Genomic DNA, 18,012 nt, shown 5'->3' with positions numbered 1-18,012 from the left:
GAGTTAGAATACGGCCGCGAAGATTGCGATTTGAATCGGAACGAGTACGAGAAGCGTTGCGATAGAGCAGATGACGGTCATCCGAATCAGTTCCCGAGAGTTCGCCATTTCTAAGCCGAGAATTGCGACGAGGACTGCCGATTGGTACGGGAAGAAGTAGGTGTTCAAGGCGACTGCCTCGGTCATCGCAACCGGTAACAGCGGAATCCCGGCAGAGGCGGTAAACGAGATGAGAACCGGCGTCAACACGCTCGCCACGGCGAGTCCTTCCATGACGAAGACCAGTGCGAGCGACGCGAAGACGACGAAGACCAAGACGACTACGAGCGACGCATCTGCTGGCAAGTAGGACAAGATTGTCGTCGCGGCGAGGTCTGTGAACGCAGTTTGACGGAGTCCTTCGGCGATAGCGAAAATCGCGCCGAGGAAGAAGATAATCGTGAAATCTGCTTCACGGATACGTTCGGGGGCGACGACACCGATTCGCGGCGCAAACGCGAGTAGCGTGACGACGAGCGCGCCGTACAGCGGGTGTAATCCGTGGATAGAATCGGTCGCCCAGATAGCAACGCCGACGAGCAAGTAAAGAAACATTCGGCGTTCTTCGGCGGACACCTGCATGTCGGCCGCCGAGACGACACGCTTTGTGAGACCGTCCATCTCGGTCGGTCGGTAAAGCACGTACGCGAGAAGTGTGATGACGAGCGAACGCCCAACGGCCATCACCGGGCCGAGCCAGACGAGCCACTCCATCCACCCAATCGACAGACCGGCATTCGCCTCGACGATACCAGTGATGATGATATTCGCGAGAGAACCGGTCAGTACGCCACTCGACCCCGAGAAGGTGACGAAAAGCGGTCCGAGAAAGATGCCGAGTTTCGCTCGTCGCTCGGTGAACAGTTCGCCGAGTGAGATGAGAATCGGCCCGAGGATGAGTACGCGGACGAGTGACGATGGAACGAGAACGACGAGCCCTAAGGCGGCCACAGAGGTTGCGCCGAGGACGTACCGATAGACCGTCACCGCGTCTTGGGTGCCGGACTCCGGCACAACCCGAAGGACGTACTGTTCGACGAGCGAGGCGAGTCCGCTCTGCCGGGTCGCCTCTCCGAGAAGAATCCCGAGGACGACGAGCCACGTCGCTGGCAGGCGAAACCCGACGAGTGCCAGTTGCGTCGAGAACGCGAGTCCAATCAAGCCGACGCTGAGGAGTCCGGTGAACCACGGCGCGACGGGCGCGCCAATCCACAATACGACCGAGAAAACCGTAATGGCGAGCATCGTCGCCATCTCGTCGGGGACTGGAGCGTACAGCGCGATACCCCCCGCGGCGACTATCGCAACGGGAATCGAGAACCACGACACGTCCACGTCGAGAGAGCGGTCTGGAGACAAGAACGACCGTATTGTCATGTGTGCTTACACCAAGTTGGTCGTACCACGAAGGCCGCCGTGATGTGTGTTGCGAATACACACACCGCTTCGAAAAACGCTATGTTGCTCGGTGACACACCTACTCGTAATGATAGACGAGTGTGCCCCTGACGTGTACGACCTCACGGTCGCAGAGATGAACGATGCGAGATACCGACTATTCGTCTTCGACGGCGACGTGCCGACACTGGTCGATTCGGGGTTCGAACACACCGTCGATATCGTCGTGGACGCGCTCGACGAACTCGGAATCGAACCTGAGCGACTCGTTATCACCCACGGCGACGGTGACCACATCGGTGGCCTCGAAGGACTCGCCGACCACTATGGCCTCGAAACGTGGGTTCCCGAACAGACCGGCCTCGACTCGTCGTACACACCCGACCACAGATACGGCGACGGCGACGAGGTTGGTGACTTTACTGCAGTTCACACGCCCGGGCACGCCGAAGATCATCACGTCCTCATCGACGAGCAAGCAGGCGTCGCAGTACTCGGAGATGCAGTCTTCGGGGCCGACGCTCGTGGCTTGCCTGAGGGCTATTTCGTCCTTCCGACCGGGTTCTACTCAGCAGACCTCAACACCGCAGATGCGAGTCTCGAACGCCTACTCGAGTACTCGTTCGACGTCGGCCTCGTCTATCACGGGTCGAGTGTGACCACAGCGGCGAGTTCGAAACTCGATGCGTTCGTCAACTTCGACGGCAAGCCCTCGGAGTGAACATCCCACCGGTTGCCACTCGGCTTACGTGGGAGGAATAATCACTGCACAAACAGTTTCGATTCGCTGACCATAATACATATATGGGTCCTATAGGTAGATTCATCCACTATGGGAACTGTTAGCGAGGATTCCCCAGTGCTAGTTGCAGGTGCGGGTCCAGTCGGCATGACGACGGCGCTTGCATTACACGCTCGCGGAATTCCAGTCACAATTCTCGAAGCAGAATCCGAAGACCGTGACCGCTCTGGGAGCAGAGCAATCTACGTCCACGGCTCGACACTCCGAACGCTCAATCGTGTCTCACCAGGTCTTGGAACCAGACTCGTCGAAGATGGTCTCGTGTGGCCAACGCGGCGGACGTGCTGGCGCGGCAAAGAAGTGTTCTGCCGGACGTACGATTCCCCGGGCGGGAAGGGCGACCTCCCGCACTTCACGAGCATCCCACAGGTGCGAACTGAAGAGTTCATGCACGAAGCACTCGACGAAGCCGGAATCGAGATTCACTGGGATACGGCAGTCGAAACGGTCGAATCGACAGCCGATGGCGTGACCGTCGAAACCGCAGACGGGCAGACGTGGGAGACGCCGTACCTGGTCGGTGCCGATGGCGGTGGCTCGACGGTCCGCAACGAAATCGGCGCGGAGTTCGCAGGCGACCAGTCAGAGAACTCCTTTATCATCGCCGACGTGGACGAAGTCGAAGACGACCCACTCCCGCTCGAACGCTTGTTCCACTACGACGACCCGAACGTGGGCGGACGAAACGTCCTCCTCGTTCCCTTCACCGGTGGCTGGCGGCTCGACATCCAGTGTATCGAAGGTGACGACCCCGACGAACTCTGCACCGACGAACAGATGCGTGAGTTCGTGGTCGAAGTCATGGGCGAACAGTACGCCGACAAGGTCACGTGGGTATCGAGCTACAAGTTCTTGCAGGTCATGGCCGACTCCTTTATCGACGAACATCGCCGCGTTCTCTTGGTCGGCGAGGCCGCACACCTGCTCGCGCCGTTCGGCGCACGCGGGATGAACTCGGGTGTCGCCGACGCCGACGAGGCCGCCTCTGCGATTGCGGTCGCCGCTCGTTCGCAGTACGACTCTGTTGCCCACGACGAAGTCGAACTCTTCGCGGCCCGACGCGAGAAAGCCGCGCGCTACAACCTCGATGCAGCAGGACAGGCACTCGAATATCTGCAAGGCGACGACCCCGTGACGATTCTTCGGAAGGAAGCGGCCGCCGCGCTCGCCGACTACTTCGAACCTGCTGGTGAGTACCTCGACGACGCACCGTACGGCCCACACACCCCGCCGCCGATTGTGACCACGGGTAACTACTGAACGACACCCCGCACCGCCACACCACTGGTGGCGGACTCCTCCGTCCCCGCGGCTATTCTCCTACTCGTCAGTGGCGATGAAGTGGCATACTCAGGATTACGTCCAAAGCCGTGACAGTCGCAAACGCTAGAGAGAGCCGTTGAAGCAGGTATCTCACACTATCGAAACGAGAAGTTCTCTCTGGTTTACAACCTTCTTTACTGACTGCGAAACAACATAACATTGCACATGACCGATGGTATCTCCCTCGACAGCGACTGGAATGGACTGTTCATCGACGGCAAATGGACCGACAGCGAGAGCGGCGAGACGATTGCAGTCGAAGACCCATCGACTCGTGAGTCGTTCGCGTACGTCCCTCGTGGAACCGAGGCCGACGTCGATGCGGCCTACGAAGCGGCGAGTGCGGCGCAGTCCGAGTGGGCCGCGACACCGCCAGCACAACGAGAAGAAGTAATTCACTCGCTGTTGGAGGCAATCGACGAAAACCACGAGACAATCGTCGAACTGCTTGCGCACGAAGCAGGCGGGTCGCGGATGATGGGTGAAACGTCCGTCCATCTCGCCGAAGACCAAGCCGCCGAAGCGGCGACACTCCCACGGCGGATGAAAGGCACACACGTCGCCTCCAACATCCCCGGCAAAGAGAACATCGTCGAACGCGAACCAGCGGGCGTCGTCACGGTCATCTCACCGTGGAACTTCCCGCTGAACCTCTCGATGCGTGCGGTCGCCCCGGCGATTGCGGCGGGGAACACGGTGGTTCTCAAACCATCGACCAACACGCCAATTACCGGCGGGTTGCTCTTCGCAAAACTGTTCGAAGCCGCAGGATTGCCAGACGGCGTACTGAACGTCGTCACGGGCCGTGGTTCGGAAATCGGTGACCGCGTCGCCAGCCACCCCGAGAGCAACGTCGTCGCCTTCACTGGCTCGACGCCCGTGGGGCGACGTGTTGCTTCGCTAGCCGCAGAGAATCTCGCTACACCTGCGATGGAACTCGGCGGCAACAACGCACACATCGTCACCGAAGACGCCGACCTCGACAACGCAATCGACGCCGCAGTGTTCGGGTCGTTCGTCCACCAGGGACAGGTCTGTATCTCCATCAACCGACATCTCGTCCACGAGAGCATCTACGACGAGTACGTCGAGCGATTGGTCGAGCGTGCAGAGGCCATCCCGGTCGGCTCGGCCCACGACCCGAACACAGTCGTCGGCCCGATTATCGACGAGTCACAGCGCGACGAGATGCTGGAGTACGTCGAAGAGACGGTCGAAGCGGGTGCAACCCTCGAAACCGGCGGCTCGACGGTCGAAATCGATGGCGTGGTCGATTCGCTCGTGGTCGCCCCGACTGTCCTCTCGGACGTGACAAACGACATGTCCGCGGCGTGTTTCGAACACTTCGGGCCTATCGCACCCGTGATTCCGTTCTCGGACATCGACGAAGCGGTGGAACTCGCCAACGACACCGAGTACGGACTCTCTGGCTCTGTCCACGCGGGCGGTGTCGGCGCTGGCAAAGAGATTGCCGACCGCTTGGACACCGGGATGGTCCACGTCAACGACCAGCCAATCAACGACGAGGCACACGTTCCGTTCAGCGGGACGAACGCCTCCGGTATGGGTGGCTACAACACCGAAGAGTTCCTCAACGAGATAACCGAGACGAAGTGGGTATCCTTGCAGCACGAACCACGCGAGTACCCCTTCTAATCGACAACGCGTTTTTCTTATTTTCTTACTGTGAGTGCGGCGTGCGCTTACAGACCGAGTTGTTCTGCAACCCAGTAGTCACGCGCTGCGAGAACCATCGCCTCCTCGTCGGCAAAGACAGTGTTCTCAGCGACAAAGTCGTCCCACGTGCCGTCAGGAATCAACGAGAGGCCTTCAGCAGACGAGGCATCTGACGGACTCGCTTCGACCATCTCGTCGAACGTCTCGAAATCGGTGTACTCGGTCACGAACTCCGAACTGAAGAGGTCGCCAATCGTAATCTCGCCGTGGTCGGCGAGGACGTCATCTGCGTTCGGAAGGTCGTCTGTGGCTTCGGCTTTCGCTTCCAGATTCAACTCGAACCCCATAGCAGACAGTGATAGCTGAAAGTATCTAAAACCCCATGGTAGGCAGTCGTTCGCACAGACGAGTGCGAAGACTACGGCGAGAAACAGATTCTGAGTTCAACTATTTGAATCGAAGGTGAGTGTGTTGCAATCATCGAGTTCTCCGGTTTGAACAGAGCATTCGAGAGAATTCTCATTTTGTATAAACATGGTTGAACGGTGATTGAGTGTCAATCGAGAACCAATTCTGTTCTTTTCTACGACAGATTCCATCGAGAAGCTAGTCGTAGCCGAGAGAACAGCGTTTGCGAATGTCCACACTCGCAACAGACAAGAGAGTCCAACGCCATCAAACGGGTACCGAGGCCACACATGCACGTCAGAATTTTCGATTTCGATGTTGAACTGGACGAGAGCGCTATCGACGCACCCCTCGAAACGATTCACACACAGATTGGCGAGTACGAGCGAGGCGAGCGTGTGGCGTTCGATCTCGACATCGAAATCCCCGAGACGTTCACCGGTCGGGTGATGCGCTGTATGCTCGATATCCCGCACGGCGAAACCAGAACCTACGGCGAAGTCGCAGAAAAACTCGACTCGTCACCGATTGCCGTCGGGCAGGCTTGCGGTCGAAACCCGATTCCGCTCGTGGTCCCGTGTCACCGCATCGTTGGCGCGGACTCACTGGGTGGCTTCTCGGCCAGTGGCGGTGTCACACTGAAGCGCGAACTACTCACGCTCGAAGGCGCAGAGCGCACGACCGATGCTGGCCAACTGACGCTCACCGACGTGGTCAACACCGAGTCAGCACAACCCCAATAATCGAGTGTTCTCTCGGCGTGTGAAAATTAAGCCTCACACCGTGGCCAGTGGCACAGTGAGCGTGACGACATTTCCGTCAGAGCCGTTTTCGAAGGTCAGGTCACCGTCTAAATCGTCAACTATCCACCGTACTAACCAGAGACCGATTCCATCACTGTGTTGGAGTTGAGTTTCGAAGCCTTTGTCGAGTATCTCGATTTCAGCGTCGGGTGTTCCCGGCCCGTTGTCTTCGACCTCGAGCGTAAGGAAGTCGTCGGTAGTTTTCACTGTTACCTCGATTGTTGGGTCTGAGTTAGTGTTGTGTTCGACCGCATTTTGAAGGACCTGGTTGAACGCAATCGGGAGCGACGGAGACGTGATTATCAAGGGTTCGGATGGGAGCGACAATCGAATGTCGACTGCGGGGAACTCACACTCAAGCTTCTGCGCATTTTCTTCGATTTCGTCGGTGAAATCGAATGGCCCGGGGTTGTCGGTGCTATCTCGGTGGAGACTCGCAATCTTTCGAGATTGCTCGGTGAGACGAGTCATCCGTTCCATCTGTTGGGTGATGATTTCGACTGACTGTTCGGCGGACTCCGGTGACTCAAGAATAAGGTTCGCGTATCCTGTCGAAATATTCGCCGCGGTGCGCACGTCGTGCCGAAGGACTCGGTTGTACACTCGAAGTTGCCTCGAGAGGCGCTCTGTGCGTGTGAGTGCCTCGACCGTCTCAGCCATCGAAACCCTTCTCTCGACGTCGTACATGCCGACAATTAGTCCGATGACAGTTCCACCGGTTGCCCATCCAAGGACGGAGTAGGCTGGTCGAAGGAAGACGCCACCGAGCGACTGCTGGTAGAGGATGACCAGCACCCCGGACCCACCAAAGACGATGATTCCAGTCCCCATCCACCCAGCGAGTCGAAGGGCCTCATCACCGATTTGGTTCGCGGTACGCCATCGGTGGACGTACACCAACAACAACACCATGAGTGTCGGCGAAATCCAACCGAAGAGCAAGTCCTGTTCACCCAACCGCCCACTCAGCACGAATGCGACGTGCAACAGGATGAACGCCACTCCTGTCCCGTAGACCAACGAGTTCCCCACGCTCGCGGCGGTGACTGGAAACCGATGGTCGTGGGTAGACATTGAAAGATGGTCCCGTTAAGATAAGATAATACTTTCCAGCAAATATCAACTTTGATATGAATTTTTGAGGCCTAAATTTCCGCATATTACGAGCTACGGAGAAGAGACTGTCAAATGGTTGTTTCCAATCATACACGAAGAGAGTAGTATCCGTTACGACCGAATCCCTTCGACGCCCGATATCTCGAACCGTACACCACCGTCTGCACTCTCGGTGACTGTGATTTCCCACCCGTGTGCGTCGACGATTTCGGAGACGATGGCGAGACCAAAGCCAGTGCCATTTCGGTCCGTCGTGAATCCAGACGTGAACACTTGATCTCGCACGTCTGGTGAGATTCCCGAGCCATTGTCGGCGATGAAGAATCCAGAATCGTTGTCGAGCGGGCCGACAGTGACAGTGAATCCTGCACCACCGTTGTTGGAGACCAAATTATCCGACGCACCGTGTTCAATCGAATTCCGGTAGATGTTCTCGAAGAGACGCTGAAGACGCTGTGGAGAGCCTTCGAAGACGAACTCACCGTTCACGTCGAGTTCAGCACTGGCGGTATCGACCATCTCCCAACAGTCCGTGCTGAACGAAGTGAGTTCGATTCGTTCGCGGTCGTCGAGTGGTTGTCCCTGCCGGGCAAGCGAGAGGATATCTTCGATGAGGGCCTCGATTCGGTCGAGTGCGCTTCGAGCGGCGTTCAAATTTGGTGACTCGTCGGTCTGTTCTTCGAGTACCAGGTCGAGGCGTCCCTGTGCGACGTTGAGTGGGTTACGAAGGTCGTGGCTGACCATGCTCGCAAACGATTCGAGACGGTCGTTTTGCCGTTCGAGTTCGCGTCGGTACTGCTCTCTGTCGGAGATGTCAGTGAACCGAACCTCGTCTCCAAGTCGTGCTTGGGAAGCGCCGACTGGAGAGACAACGAGTTGGAAGTAGCGGGTGGAGCCGTCCCGATGGATTTCGAGAATTGGGTCGCCAGTACCGAGTCGTTTTGCGACAGACGGAAGTATACTCTCGAGGGGCGCTCCAGTTTCTCCGACGAGTTGGGGAAACAACTCGCGTGCCCGGTGGTTCGTATCACGAATTCTCTTATCGCGAGTGAGGAGGATGACTGGGTCGTCCAACTCGCCTGCGAGTTGCACCTCCTCGAACTGGTCGAGGTATACGAAACAGACACCAACTGCAAACACTGCGACACCGAGTGGTTCGTAGGTAATATCGATGAGTGCAGGTGTCGAGTAAACGATGATGTCGAGGACGACTGGGAGACCCGTAATCGCAACCAGTACCTGCAACGGCGTCGCGTCCATCTCGGCTTCTGCGAAGAGTTCGAGGAGCATGAAGTAGCCAACGAATGCGAGCGCGTACGACAGTCCTACCGTAATCCAGTGGAGAGTAAGGTGCTGTACTTCGAGATGGGTAAAGGGTGTCTGGACGACTTCAGCCGTGAAATACTGGTGGTGAAACGGGTTAGTTAGCTTCACGAGAACGACGGCGGCAAAGAGGCCAACTGCGACTCTTCGATACGACTGGTATCGGTGGAGCGACCGACCGGTGTAGGCAGAACAGAAGTAGAGCCACGCACCAATCGTACTGAATCCAACGATTAACCCGGCGATGTAGAATCCCTCTTTCAGTTGCAGCGATGGAACCGCAAGAAACCCGGCGTGTGCAACCGCCCAACTGCCACTGGTGAGTAACAATGCGGTCAACCCACGGCGTGTATCTCTATCGGATATTTGTTGTGTCCGCGGAAGCGTGGCAAAGCAAACGAGTGCTGCAAGCGCAAATATCAGCACGTAAAAGACATGCAGAAATGAAATTGATGAGAGGGCCACTATAAAATTTACTTGAAGCTAAAAGCGCATAAACATTCCTGACAACGCGCCACAACCAACGAGAGTGGGTTAGAAGCGCTCTCTCGAAGAAGGTCTATATTTTTATAATTTGGTGGTAAATAAATGATAATGGAAGAGTGGTCTCGTAAGATAGGCGGTACTGACCACTCGACAAACATTCTTCAACAGCTATTCCAGTCGGTTGAAAAATACGCCATTATCTTACTCGACCCGGATGGAACGATTGCGACGTGGAACGAAGGTGCCGAGCGAATGCTCGGATACAGCGAGAGCGAAGTCCTCGGGAATCACGTTACGATGTTCTATCCAGACGAGCAGTCGAAAGCCGAGACAACAGATGCACTCGCGTATGCAACGGCACACGGGAGTTCTGAGTGTATCGGGTGGTGTAATCGGAAAGACGGGTCGAAGTTGTGGGCCGAGGTGACGATTAGTTCGCTCGTCGGCGAAAATGGGACGACCAGTGGCTTTGCCAAAGTCGTCCGAGATAACACCGAAACGCGAGCCTACCAACAGCAACTCAAACGAAGTCGTGACCGATTGGAGCGAACCGAGGCGATGGCGGATATCGGTGGATGGGAGGTCGATATCGGGACGAACCAACTTCGCTTGACAGAAGGAACACTGGAACTGCTTGCAGTCTCCCCATCTGCGGTGTCGAAGCAAGCCGACTTCTTCGAACTGTTCCACCCAGACGACCGAGAGACGCTCGAAGACGCGATTACACGGGCGAGCGAGACGGGTGAGGCCTTTGATTTGGAACTGCGAGTCGCAACCACGAACAATGCGAATCAATGGGTGCAGGTGCGCGGAGACTTCATCGACGACGGAACCCTTCTTCGTGGGGCGATTCGAGACGTATCAGCGCGAAAAGAGCGCGAGCAACGATTGATGGTGTTGAACCGAGTGCTTCGACACAACCTTCGAAACAACCTCAACGTCGTCACGGGCTATGCAGAATCGCTTAAATCAGACATCGAAGCGTTAGCGTTGCCAGATGCCGTCGAAGGCGACGGAAACGAAATCAGCGAAATCGTCAACAATCTCTCTGCGGTCACACACGATATCGACACCGAACTTACTGCGATTCGAAAGACCATCGACGCCGTGGGTGAATTTTCCAGCGAAGAAGCGATCCACAAGACCACACGCATCGTCGAACATTCCGAGGAGCTGCTATCCACGGGAGAGAAAGCCCGAAAGTTCGAACAGGCAGTCAAATCCAAAGACCAGAGTTCGGCGACACAACTCCATTCAGTGTTTACTGAGCTAAAGCACCGATATTCGTCAAAATTCCCAGAGGCGACCATCACAGTTGACGACACCAAGGCGATAGTGAGCGGAAACGTCGAATCGATCAGATTGGCTGTCGGTGAACTGGTCAACAACGCCCTCGAACACAACGACCACGAGACGCCAACCGTCTCACTCAGCACGAGTCGAGAGTCGGAAGGGAGTGTTTGTCTCCACGTCAGCGACAACGGGCCGGGAATCCCAGATATCGAGCGGAAAATCCTCCAACAGGGCGAAGAAACCGCACTCCTCCACGGAGAGGGAATGGGTCTGTGGACTGTCAACTGGATTGTGACACAACTTGGCGGCGAAGTGACTATCAACGACAACGACCCGCGGGGGACAGTAGTGATACTCACACTCTCGTCAGCAACGCAGCCAGAGTAAGAACGGATGCTACGTCGGTGAATATCGGTTAATACTCACTCATCGAGGCGCTCCCCACGCGAATCCGAACCAACGTGTTCTCCGGCCACGCCGCCTCTCCAGCACCATATTTCGAATTTATCCGGCGAGTTGCGTCCCGTTTCGCGTCGTCGTCTTCGACGACCATCGCCGTCCCGAGGAGTGTGACTCGCCACTGTGCATGGCCGTCGTGGTCTTTCTGAATCGAGAGTGCAACTCGGGGGTTCTGCCGAATATTCGAGAGTTTTCGGCCCGCCGTCAGAACCTCGACTACTCCCTCGGCGGCGTCGAACGAATACCAGACTGGAGCGACGTGCGGGCGACCATCCACACAGGTGGCGAGATGTGCCATCAGTGGTTCGCTCGTCAGCAGTCGTGCCGTGTCTTCAGAGATAGCCATCGCCGTACTCGTTCGTCAGCTAACATATTAGGTCTGCCCACAGAGGCCAGAGAAAGCCGTTTAGAAGAGGGAGTGACGTATAGAGAAGCAAACACACTATCGCGCTCCGTCGGGAGATTCCACGTTGCCAGTAGAGAACGCCGAGGACGACACGCGAGACGACATGCAGCTCACAGAGACGAGACAGTAGCACGCGCCAGGGAATGAGCTATCGAATCGAGTCGAGAGAGCCGATTTCAATCGAAGAATCGGTCGAAGAGTGCATTGACGCCGAGGTTGAGAGCAAGAAATGCGACGAATCCGACCGCAATCACTTGCCAGTCGGCGAGTGCCAGCGGTCGAACACCGAAGAACTGATTGAGCGGCGTGTAGAGGACCACCAACTGGAACACGAGTGTGAGCGCGATAGCCCCGATGAGCCATCGGTTCGAGAACAGCGAGAGGTTGTAGCGCGAGCGAATCATTTGGAGGCGAACAACCTCGACGACGACGAGGAACGTGAACAACAACGTTTGGGCACGGAGCAACTGGCCGGTCGAACTGAGCGTGTAGAAGAACACACCGAGACCGGTAACCGTCATCAACACGCCGATAGAGACCACCGAAGCGACCATCTCTCGGTCGAGAATCGAGTCGTGTGAATCGCGCGGTGGCCGGTCGAGAATCCCGTCTGCCTTCGGGTCCACACCGAGTGCGAGTGCCGGAAAGCCGTCGGTGACGAGATTTATCCACAGCAACATCACGGGCGTGAGAATCAGTGCTTCCGACTGCGAGGCGAACAACTCCGGAAACAGAAACGTCCCGATAAGCACGCCGACAAAGACCACGAGTACCTCACCGGCGTTCGCCGAGAGGAGGTAGTTGACGAACTTCTGGATGTTGTCGAAGATGGCACGTCCTTCGGCGACTGCATCACGAATCGTCGTGAAGTTGTCGTCCAACAGCACCATATCGCTGGCTTGTTTCGCAACGTCGGTGCCGCGGATACCCATCGCAATCCCCACATCCGAGTTCCGGAGTGCAGGACCGTCGTTGACGCCGTCGCCGGTCATGCCGACGATGTGGTCTTTCGCTTGGAGGGCTTCGAGTATCCGGACTTTGTGCTCGGGATTGACTCGGGCGAACACTTCGACCGACTCGACCGCCTTGCGCAACGTTTCGTCTGAGAACTCCTCGATATCGGCACCAGTCAGTGCGCCGGTGGGAGAAAACCCGATTGCCGACCCAATCGCTTTCGCTGTTTCGACGTTGTCGCCGGTTGCCATGACGACTCTGATACCTGCGTTCCGACAGTCGGCAATCGCCTGTTCGACCTCGGTTCGCGGTGGGTCGAGCATTCCTTGTAATCCCAAAAAGACCATCCCATCTTCGATATCGTCAACGGGGGCATCGGGGTCGTCCACGTGCTTTGCAGCGAATCCAAGCACTCGAAGCGCCTTTTGGGCGAACGATTCATTGACCGCTAAAATTTCTGCGCGCTTTTCGTCGGTGAGCGTGACGAGACCAGACGATTCGAGGACGTGGGTGCAGTGTTCTAACACGAACTCCGGTGCGCCCTTCATGTACGCCGTCGTCGAAGACGAGGCAGAAACACTCGAAGGTACCTCGACCATTCCTGCTGAGAACGACGATCCAGGCGCTTCGTCCACGACGACAGTCATACGCTTTCGCTCAGAGGAGAATGGAATCTCGCGGCGGCGCTCAGAGGAAGAGCCGATTCCAAATCCACCTTTCGCCGCAGAGACGAGCAGTGCAACCTCAGTCGGGTCGCCGTAGAAATCCTTCTCCACGGACGTGGGCGCACGCTCAGCGTTGTTACACACCGCACCACAGCGCAACACCGGTTCGACTACGCTAGCGTCAATGAGAGTGCCATTACGCCGGAACTCGCCCACCGTCTCCATTCCAGTCCCCGTCACGTCGTACGTCTCGCCGTCGAAGTACACCGTTTCGACAGTCATCTGGTTCTCGGTGAGCGTCCCTGTCTTGTCGGTGACGATGACATCGACCGACCCGAGGCTTTCGACGACAGATAGCCGACGAACCAGCGCGTCGCGTTCGACCATCCGACGAGAACCGAGTGCGAGCGTCAACGTGACGACAGCGGGCAATCCTTCGGGAACTGCCGCGACCGCGAGTGTCACACCGACGAGCAGGACTGCAAGTGGACTAGCCGCGGTGAGCAGGAGTTGCACCACCGCGATAAACACGATAAGTGCGATGACACCGGAGCCGAGACGCTTTCCTAACTGGTTGACCTCCGTCTGAAACGGCGTCTCTTGCTCTTCGACAGCCTCTATCTGTGTCGCAATACCGCCGACTTCGGTCTTCATTCCGGTGTGGACGACGACTGCTTTGCCTTGGCCTCGAACGACCGACGTGGCCATGTACACCATGTTCGACCGGTCGGCGAGGACCGTCTCTTCATCGAGTGGGTCGGAGAATTTCGAAACAGACGTACTCTCGCCGGTGAGCGCAGATTCGTCGACTTCCAACCCCGAACCGTCGATGAGGCGGGCGTCGGCTGAAACCGCGTTGCCTTGTTCGAGAAAGACGAGGTCACCGGGGACGAGTTCGGTCGAGTCGATAGTGATTTTCGAACCATCGCGGAGGACCGTCGCCTCGGGAGACGAGAGTTTTCGAAGCGCCTCGATAGATTTCTCGGCCTGGTAGTCCTGGACGAACCCGAAGATACCGTTCGCAAAGAGAATCAAGAAGATAAGCACAGCATCCGCGTAATTGGGGTCGTATCCCGGCAAAAGCCCGACACCCAGCGACAGGAGGGCGGCGAACACGAGGATGTAGATGAGGAAATCTTGGAACTGCGCGACGAAGAGCGCGAATGGTGAAACCGAGTCAGTCGAGCGAATTTCGTTTGGCCCGAACGATTCGAGGCGGTGCGTTGCCTCTTCGGTCGATAACCCAGATTCGTCGGCCTCGACGCGTTCGAACACGTCTTCGAGTGACATGCTGTGCCACTGCGTTTCCGAGTACTCGGATTCGTCCGCTTGAAGGGCAGTGTTGGGTTTCATGTGTCGGGAGCGGCCTGGTCACATGGCGGGAGGGCCTTTCGTGTGAGATAGTTAACACTCCGTGGCTAAATGAGCCTAGCGCAGGGCGGGGAGTATCAGTGAATTCCCCAGTTGTGGCTGAGTCACCTCAGCACAGGACGTAGACAAACATCTGTCTGAGCGTGTTCACGACTCCCGCTCACTGCGTTTGAGTGCCAGTGTGAGCGCAACGCCCACGGCGAGAACAAGACCCGAAGAGAGTAAGACGGCCCAAATTGGACCCTCGTATCCAAGGATTTCCAACGGCGACGGCGTCCGGGGTGAGCGACCGCCGATTCCGAATACGAGTATCGTTACTGGACCGAGGATGAGGAGGCCAGCTACGACAGAGAGTGCCGACCGCAGAGAAGTTGAAAGCGGTTCTATCATTCTCGTTGATTCATCAACTCCATGCCAAGTTCAACATGTCGACCTCACCATCATTGATACTCCTCAGTTGAGTGACTGTGTCAACTCATAGAAACAGGCTACAGAGAGACAATGGAGACAGACAAACTGCGAGGCAAGCGTTAACGCCCCCATAATATAAGTAGAAAATACCACCCAGTCATAATACTTTTCCGCTCGGTCGAAGAGTATCTGCTATGGATGCAATCGCCACGGCAACCAAATCCAAGAGAGGCGAAAGCAGATGGTGAGTTCGTCCACAGCACTTGGTCTAACAGTCGTCACACTCCTCATATTCACGGGTATCGGTCTCTGGTACACCCGTGGGCGCGTGAAATCCGTCGAGGACCTTATCAGCGCCCGTAACTCCGCCGGGCGACGTCGAACGACCGCGACACTCGTCGCATCGGTGATGGGCGTCTGGGTACTCTTTTCGGCCCCTGAAGCGGGTGCAAGCTTTGGAATCGCCGCCGTCATCGGCTACGCAATCGGCGAGGCAGTGCCGATGTACGTCTATTCGAGACTCGGCCCACGGATTCGGCGACTCATCCCGAACGGCCACTCGCTCACAGAGTACGCTCACGCCAGATTCGGGACGCCGATGTACGTGTTTGTCGTGGTGATGAGCGCGCTCTACATGTTCATCTTCCTCTCCGCAGAGTTGACGGGCATCGCTGGCGCACTGTCGCTCGTCGCGGGCGTCCCCCAGTGGCAAACCGCGATTCTCGTCGGGGGATTCGTCCTCCTCTACACGAGTTACGGCGGCCTCAGCGCGAGCATGTTCACCGACACCGTCCAAGCACTGCTCGTCGTCCCCCTGTTGGTCGTCGCACTCGCCGGGACACTTCTCGCACTCGGCGGACCGCTCAGGGTACTAGACGGCATCACGAGTTCGAATCCGGTACTCCTCGACCTTGGCTTCGTTGCGGGACTCCAGTTCGGACTCGCACTCGCATTCGCAATCCTCGGTGCGGAGTTGATCAACCAAACGTGGTGGCAACGAATCTACGCCAGCGAGAGCGCCGAGACGATTCGGGATGGCTTTCGCAACGCGACGGTTCTCAACGGTGGTATCGTCTTCGTGACGGCGTTCTTCGGGATTATCGCGGTCGGAAACGCGGACATAGTGACCGACGTGACGAGCGCGGCGTACAACGCCGACGTTGCGTTCTTCGTCCTCTTGCAGACGGCGTTTCCCGATTGGCTCGTTCTCGTCGTCGTCTTACTCGCACTGATGCTCGTCATGAGTTCGGTCGATACGCTCTTTACTGCGCTTTCGAGCCTCGTCACGGTGGACCTTGCGCGGGTGACCGAACGACGAGGTCGCTCGCTTCTCGTCGGGGGGCGGCTCCTGACTGTCGTCGTCGCGCTCGGCGCAATCTACGTCAGCCTCAGCGCACAGAGTGTACTCAGACTCTTCTTCCTCGCCGACTTGCTCGGCGCGGCGGTCGCCTTCCCGCTCGTCTACGGGCTGTACTCGACGCAACTCACCGGAACGGGCGCACTCGTCAGTAGCCTCGGTGGACTCAGTGTCGGGTTGGCCTACTTCCCCGATTTTCGTTCGGTTCTAACCTCGGTCCCACTCGTCGGCGAGGTGCTGCCAGCGGCCGACCCACTGTATCTGTTATCGTTCGGCGGAGCGTTCCTCGTTTCGACGGGGTTCGCACTCACCGCGGCACGCCTCTCGACGAGTGAGTTCGATTTAGACCGCCTCGCATCTGAGATTCGGCGTCTCGACCAACCGAGTGTGAAGTAAATCCAGTTACTCACGAAATCGGACATGCAATGATATGTCGATACACGACATACACCCTCCATGAATCAGCGCGTGAGATATCCCCGCTCCGTGGCCGTCCTTCGGGTACTGCTCTACGCCACGGTCATGGTCGCCACCCTCGCACTCGTCGGCCTGTCGCTCTCGATTCTCGGATTCCTCGCAGTCGTCGGAACCGCATCGTTCGTGATTTTCGGCGAGATGAGTGCGGGGTTCGTCTTGACTGCCGTCGTCTTGGGCCTGATCACCGTGACAGCAATCGAAGTCGTACTCGTGACCGTCGCCCGCAAGGCAGACCAGTTCCTCTTAGAGAAGATGCGAATCCGCACCCCACTGGAGAAGATTACAGCGAAGTACGTCGCGGGTGATATCGGCGAAACCGAACTCGAGCGGCAGATAGAGCGAGTACTGGTTCGGGAACGTGCAGTGAGTACCAAACAGACCCGTTCGACTACCACTCTACGCTCGAAATCCGAGCGACGACCGATTGAAGTAGAAGTTACCACAGAGACAGCCTAATACGAGAGAGTATTCGAGAGACTGACCCTAGAGTTGGTGTTCGATGTACTGATTGATTTCTCGCACGCGCTCGGGGTCGAACGTCCAGACACCTTCCCAGACTCGTGGTCGCATTTCGATAGCGACGAGCGCCGCGTGAGGTGCCGTTTCGTCGTCGGGGAGATGGGTGACGAACCACGAGTCGGTGAAATCGTCAGACCACCCAGCATGAAGCGTCAACTCCGTACTCGACGGCGGCATCCAGTCGGGAATCCCGTAGACGTGTGTATCCACATCTGAGGCAGCCAACCGTTTGTACACGCTGTGGGTTCCTCGCTCGTCGATGATTCGAGAGAGACGCTGGAACGACGCTCGGTGTTTTCCACCGTCACTCTCTAGCGAGAGGCGCTCGATGTAGCGCGAGAGGATGATAAGAAGCAATTTCTCCTTGTCCGACTCGGGATAGCCCCGGAGGACGAACGAGATATCGTCGAGATTCTTGATGACCGCCGGGATGTCTTCGCCTTCGAGCCCGTGGACTCCCGTCCGAAACAAGTCCGAGTTGATGAGGAGTACCGCGTCCTGCAAATCGGCGAGCGGCGACGTTGCGATACAGGTCGTATTCTGAAACAAACAGACGACATCTTCGTCATCGGCGGGAACGGCCTGTTCTTCGACCGAAATCTGCTGGTGCTCGAAGACCCCCTCCAGCATATTTTGGAGTGGTTGTGGCGAGGTTCGATTGACCACGACGAGCGAGTAATCGTTCGTTTGTTTGGTCGGGATGAACTTCCGCAAACTCACAATAT

The 18,012-nt window shown here is 57.1% G+C and carries 14 protein-coding genes; 7 read left to right on the top strand and 7 right to left on the bottom strand.

The genetic code is table 11. The features are described 5' to 3' along the window. Positions 1-3: 3 nt before the first annotated feature. Complete coding sequence (locus tag ACK509_RS15335) at positions 4-1,416, bottom strand: SLC13 family permease (protein WP_410767428.1); 1,413 nt, start codon at positions 1,414-1,416, stop codon at positions 4-6. A 109-nt stretch (positions 1,417-1,525) separates the two neighbouring features. On the opposite strand from ACK509_RS15335, the gene ACK509_RS15330 reads away from it, so the two are divergent. The 3 genes from ACK509_RS15330 (at position 1,526) to ACK509_RS15320 (ending at position 5,218) form a co-directional block, all read left to right on the top strand. Further along, complete coding sequence (locus ACK509_RS15330; RefSeq protein WP_410767427.1) at positions 1,526-2,158, top strand: MBL fold metallo-hydrolase; 633 nt, start codon at positions 1,526-1,528, stop codon at positions 2,156-2,158. A 111-nt stretch (positions 2,159-2,269) separates the two neighbouring features. Further along, the gene (locus ACK509_RS15325) at positions 2,270-3,499 is read left to right on the top strand and encodes an FAD-dependent monooxygenase (RefSeq protein WP_410767426.1); all 1,230 of its coding nucleotides are present in this window, start codon (positions 2,270-2,272) and stop codon (positions 3,497-3,499) included. A gap of 228 nt (positions 3,500-3,727) precedes the next feature. Continuing rightward, the gene (locus tag ACK509_RS15320; protein ID WP_410767425.1) at positions 3,728-5,218 is read left to right on the top strand and encodes an aldehyde dehydrogenase family protein; all 1,491 of its coding nucleotides are present in this window, start codon (positions 3,728-3,730) and stop codon (positions 5,216-5,218) included. A gap of 47 nt (positions 5,219-5,265) precedes the next feature. Here the strand turns inward: ACK509_RS15320 and ACK509_RS15315 are convergent, their stop codons facing one another. Continuing rightward, the gene (locus tag ACK509_RS15315; RefSeq protein ID WP_410767424.1) at positions 5,266-5,586 is read right to left on the bottom strand and encodes a hypothetical protein; all 321 of its coding nucleotides are present in this window, start codon (positions 5,584-5,586) and stop codon (positions 5,266-5,268) included. A gap of 351 nt (positions 5,587-5,937) precedes the next feature. On the opposite strand from ACK509_RS15315, the gene ACK509_RS15310 reads away from it, so the two are divergent. Continuing rightward, the gene (locus tag ACK509_RS15310) at positions 5,938-6,390 is read left to right on the top strand and encodes a methylated-DNA--[protein]-cysteine S-methyltransferase (protein ID WP_410767423.1); all 453 of its coding nucleotides are present in this window, start codon (positions 5,938-5,940) and stop codon (positions 6,388-6,390) included. Positions 6,391-6,423: 33 nt separating this feature from the next. Here the strand turns inward: ACK509_RS15310 and ACK509_RS15305 are convergent, their stop codons facing one another. Further along, the gene (locus tag ACK509_RS15305) at positions 6,424-7,524 is read right to left on the bottom strand and encodes a sensor histidine kinase (protein WP_410767422.1); all 1,101 of its coding nucleotides are present in this window, start codon (positions 7,522-7,524) and stop codon (positions 6,424-6,426) included. Positions 7,525-7,677: 153 nt separating this feature from the next. Continuing rightward, positions 7,678-9,315 carry an ATP-binding protein gene (locus ACK509_RS15300; RefSeq protein ID WP_410767421.1) on the bottom strand — a complete coding sequence of 546 codons (1,638 nt, stop codon included), beginning with the start codon at positions 9,313-9,315 and terminating at the stop codon, positions 7,678-7,680. A 168-nt stretch (positions 9,316-9,483) separates the two neighbouring features. On the opposite strand from ACK509_RS15300, the gene ACK509_RS15295 reads away from it, so the two are divergent. Next, positions 9,484-11,055 (top strand): PAS domain S-box protein, encoded by a 1,572-nt coding sequence (locus tag ACK509_RS15295; RefSeq protein WP_410767420.1) that lies wholly within the window; start codon positions 9,484-9,486, stop codon positions 11,053-11,055. Positions 11,056-11,083: 28 nt separating this feature from the next. Here ACK509_RS15295 and ACK509_RS15290 read toward each other — a convergent pair whose 3' ends face one another. After that, the gene (locus ACK509_RS15290; RefSeq protein WP_410767419.1) at positions 11,084-11,473 is read right to left on the bottom strand and encodes a pyridoxamine 5'-phosphate oxidase family protein; all 390 of its coding nucleotides are present in this window, start codon (positions 11,471-11,473) and stop codon (positions 11,084-11,086) included. Between the two features lie 236 nt (positions 11,474-11,709). After that, on the bottom strand, positions 11,710-14,505 hold the full coding sequence (locus ACK509_RS15285; protein ID WP_410767418.1) for a cation-translocating P-type ATPase: 2,796 nt from the start codon (positions 14,503-14,505) through the stop codon (positions 11,710-11,712). 670 nt (positions 14,506-15,175) lie between these two features. Between ACK509_RS15285 and ACK509_RS15280 the strand changes: the two genes are divergently transcribed. Together ACK509_RS15280 and ACK509_RS15275 are read left to right on the top strand one after the other, a co-directional pair. Beyond that, positions 15,176-16,687 carry a sodium:solute symporter family transporter gene (locus tag ACK509_RS15280; RefSeq protein ID WP_410767417.1) on the top strand — a complete coding sequence of 504 codons (1,512 nt, stop codon included), beginning with the start codon at positions 15,176-15,178 and terminating at the stop codon, positions 16,685-16,687. 60 nt (positions 16,688-16,747) lie between these two features. Further along, a complete protein-coding gene (locus tag ACK509_RS15275; RefSeq protein WP_410767416.1) occupies positions 16,748-17,224 on the top strand; it encodes a hypothetical protein in 477 nt (158 codons plus the stop codon). Positions 17,225-17,251: 27 nt separating this feature from the next. On the opposite strand, the gene ACK509_RS15270 is transcribed toward ACK509_RS15275, so the two are convergent. Beyond that, the gene (locus tag ACK509_RS15270) at positions 17,252-18,007 is read right to left on the bottom strand and encodes a histidine kinase (RefSeq protein ID WP_410767415.1); all 756 of its coding nucleotides are present in this window, start codon (positions 18,005-18,007) and stop codon (positions 17,252-17,254) included. Between the last annotated feature and the right edge of the window lie 5 nt (positions 18,008-18,012).

The organism is Haloferax sp. DFSO60, assembly GCF_046557615.1.
In the GTDB taxonomy this organism is placed as follows: domain Archaea; phylum Halobacteriota; class Halobacteria; order Halobacteriales; family Haloferacaceae; genus Haloferax.
This window is presented reverse-complemented; position numbering and strand designations above follow the sequence as displayed.

Coding starts and splice junctions, on each gene's coding strand:
- ACK509_RS15335 (WP_410767428.1), bottom strand. CDS start 1,416: ATGACAATACGGTCGTTCTTGTCTCCAGACCGCTCTCTCGACGTGGAC.
- ACK509_RS15330 (WP_410767427.1), top strand. CDS start 1,526: ATGATAGACGAGTGTGCCCCTGACGTGTACGACCTCACGGTCGCAGAG.
- ACK509_RS15325 (WP_410767426.1), top strand. CDS start 2,270: ATGGGAACTGTTAGCGAGGATTCCCCAGTGCTAGTTGCAGGTGCGGGT.
- ACK509_RS15320 (WP_410767425.1), top strand. CDS start 3,728: ATGACCGATGGTATCTCCCTCGACAGCGACTGGAATGGACTGTTCATC.
- ACK509_RS15315 (WP_410767424.1), bottom strand. CDS start 5,586: ATGGGGTTCGAGTTGAATCTGGAAGCGAAAGCCGAAGCCACAGACGAC.
- ACK509_RS15310 (WP_410767423.1), top strand. CDS start 5,938: ATGCACGTCAGAATTTTCGATTTCGATGTTGAACTGGACGAGAGCGCT.
- ACK509_RS15305 (WP_410767422.1), bottom strand. CDS start 7,524: ATGTCTACCCACGACCATCGGTTTCCAGTCACCGCCGCGAGCGTGGGG.
- ACK509_RS15295 (WP_410767420.1), top strand. CDS start 9,484: ATGGAAGAGTGGTCTCGTAAGATAGGCGGTACTGACCACTCGACAAAC.
- ACK509_RS15290 (WP_410767419.1), bottom strand. CDS start 11,473: ATGGCTATCTCTGAAGACACGGCACGACTGCTGACGAGCGAACCACTG.
- ACK509_RS15285 (WP_410767418.1), bottom strand. CDS start 14,505: ATGAAACCCAACACTGCCCTTCAAGCGGACGAATCCGAGTACTCGGAA.
- ACK509_RS15280 (WP_410767417.1), top strand. CDS start 15,176: ATGGTGAGTTCGTCCACAGCACTTGGTCTAACAGTCGTCACACTCCTC.
- ACK509_RS15275 (WP_410767416.1), top strand. CDS start 16,748: ATGAATCAGCGCGTGAGATATCCCCGCTCCGTGGCCGTCCTTCGGGTA.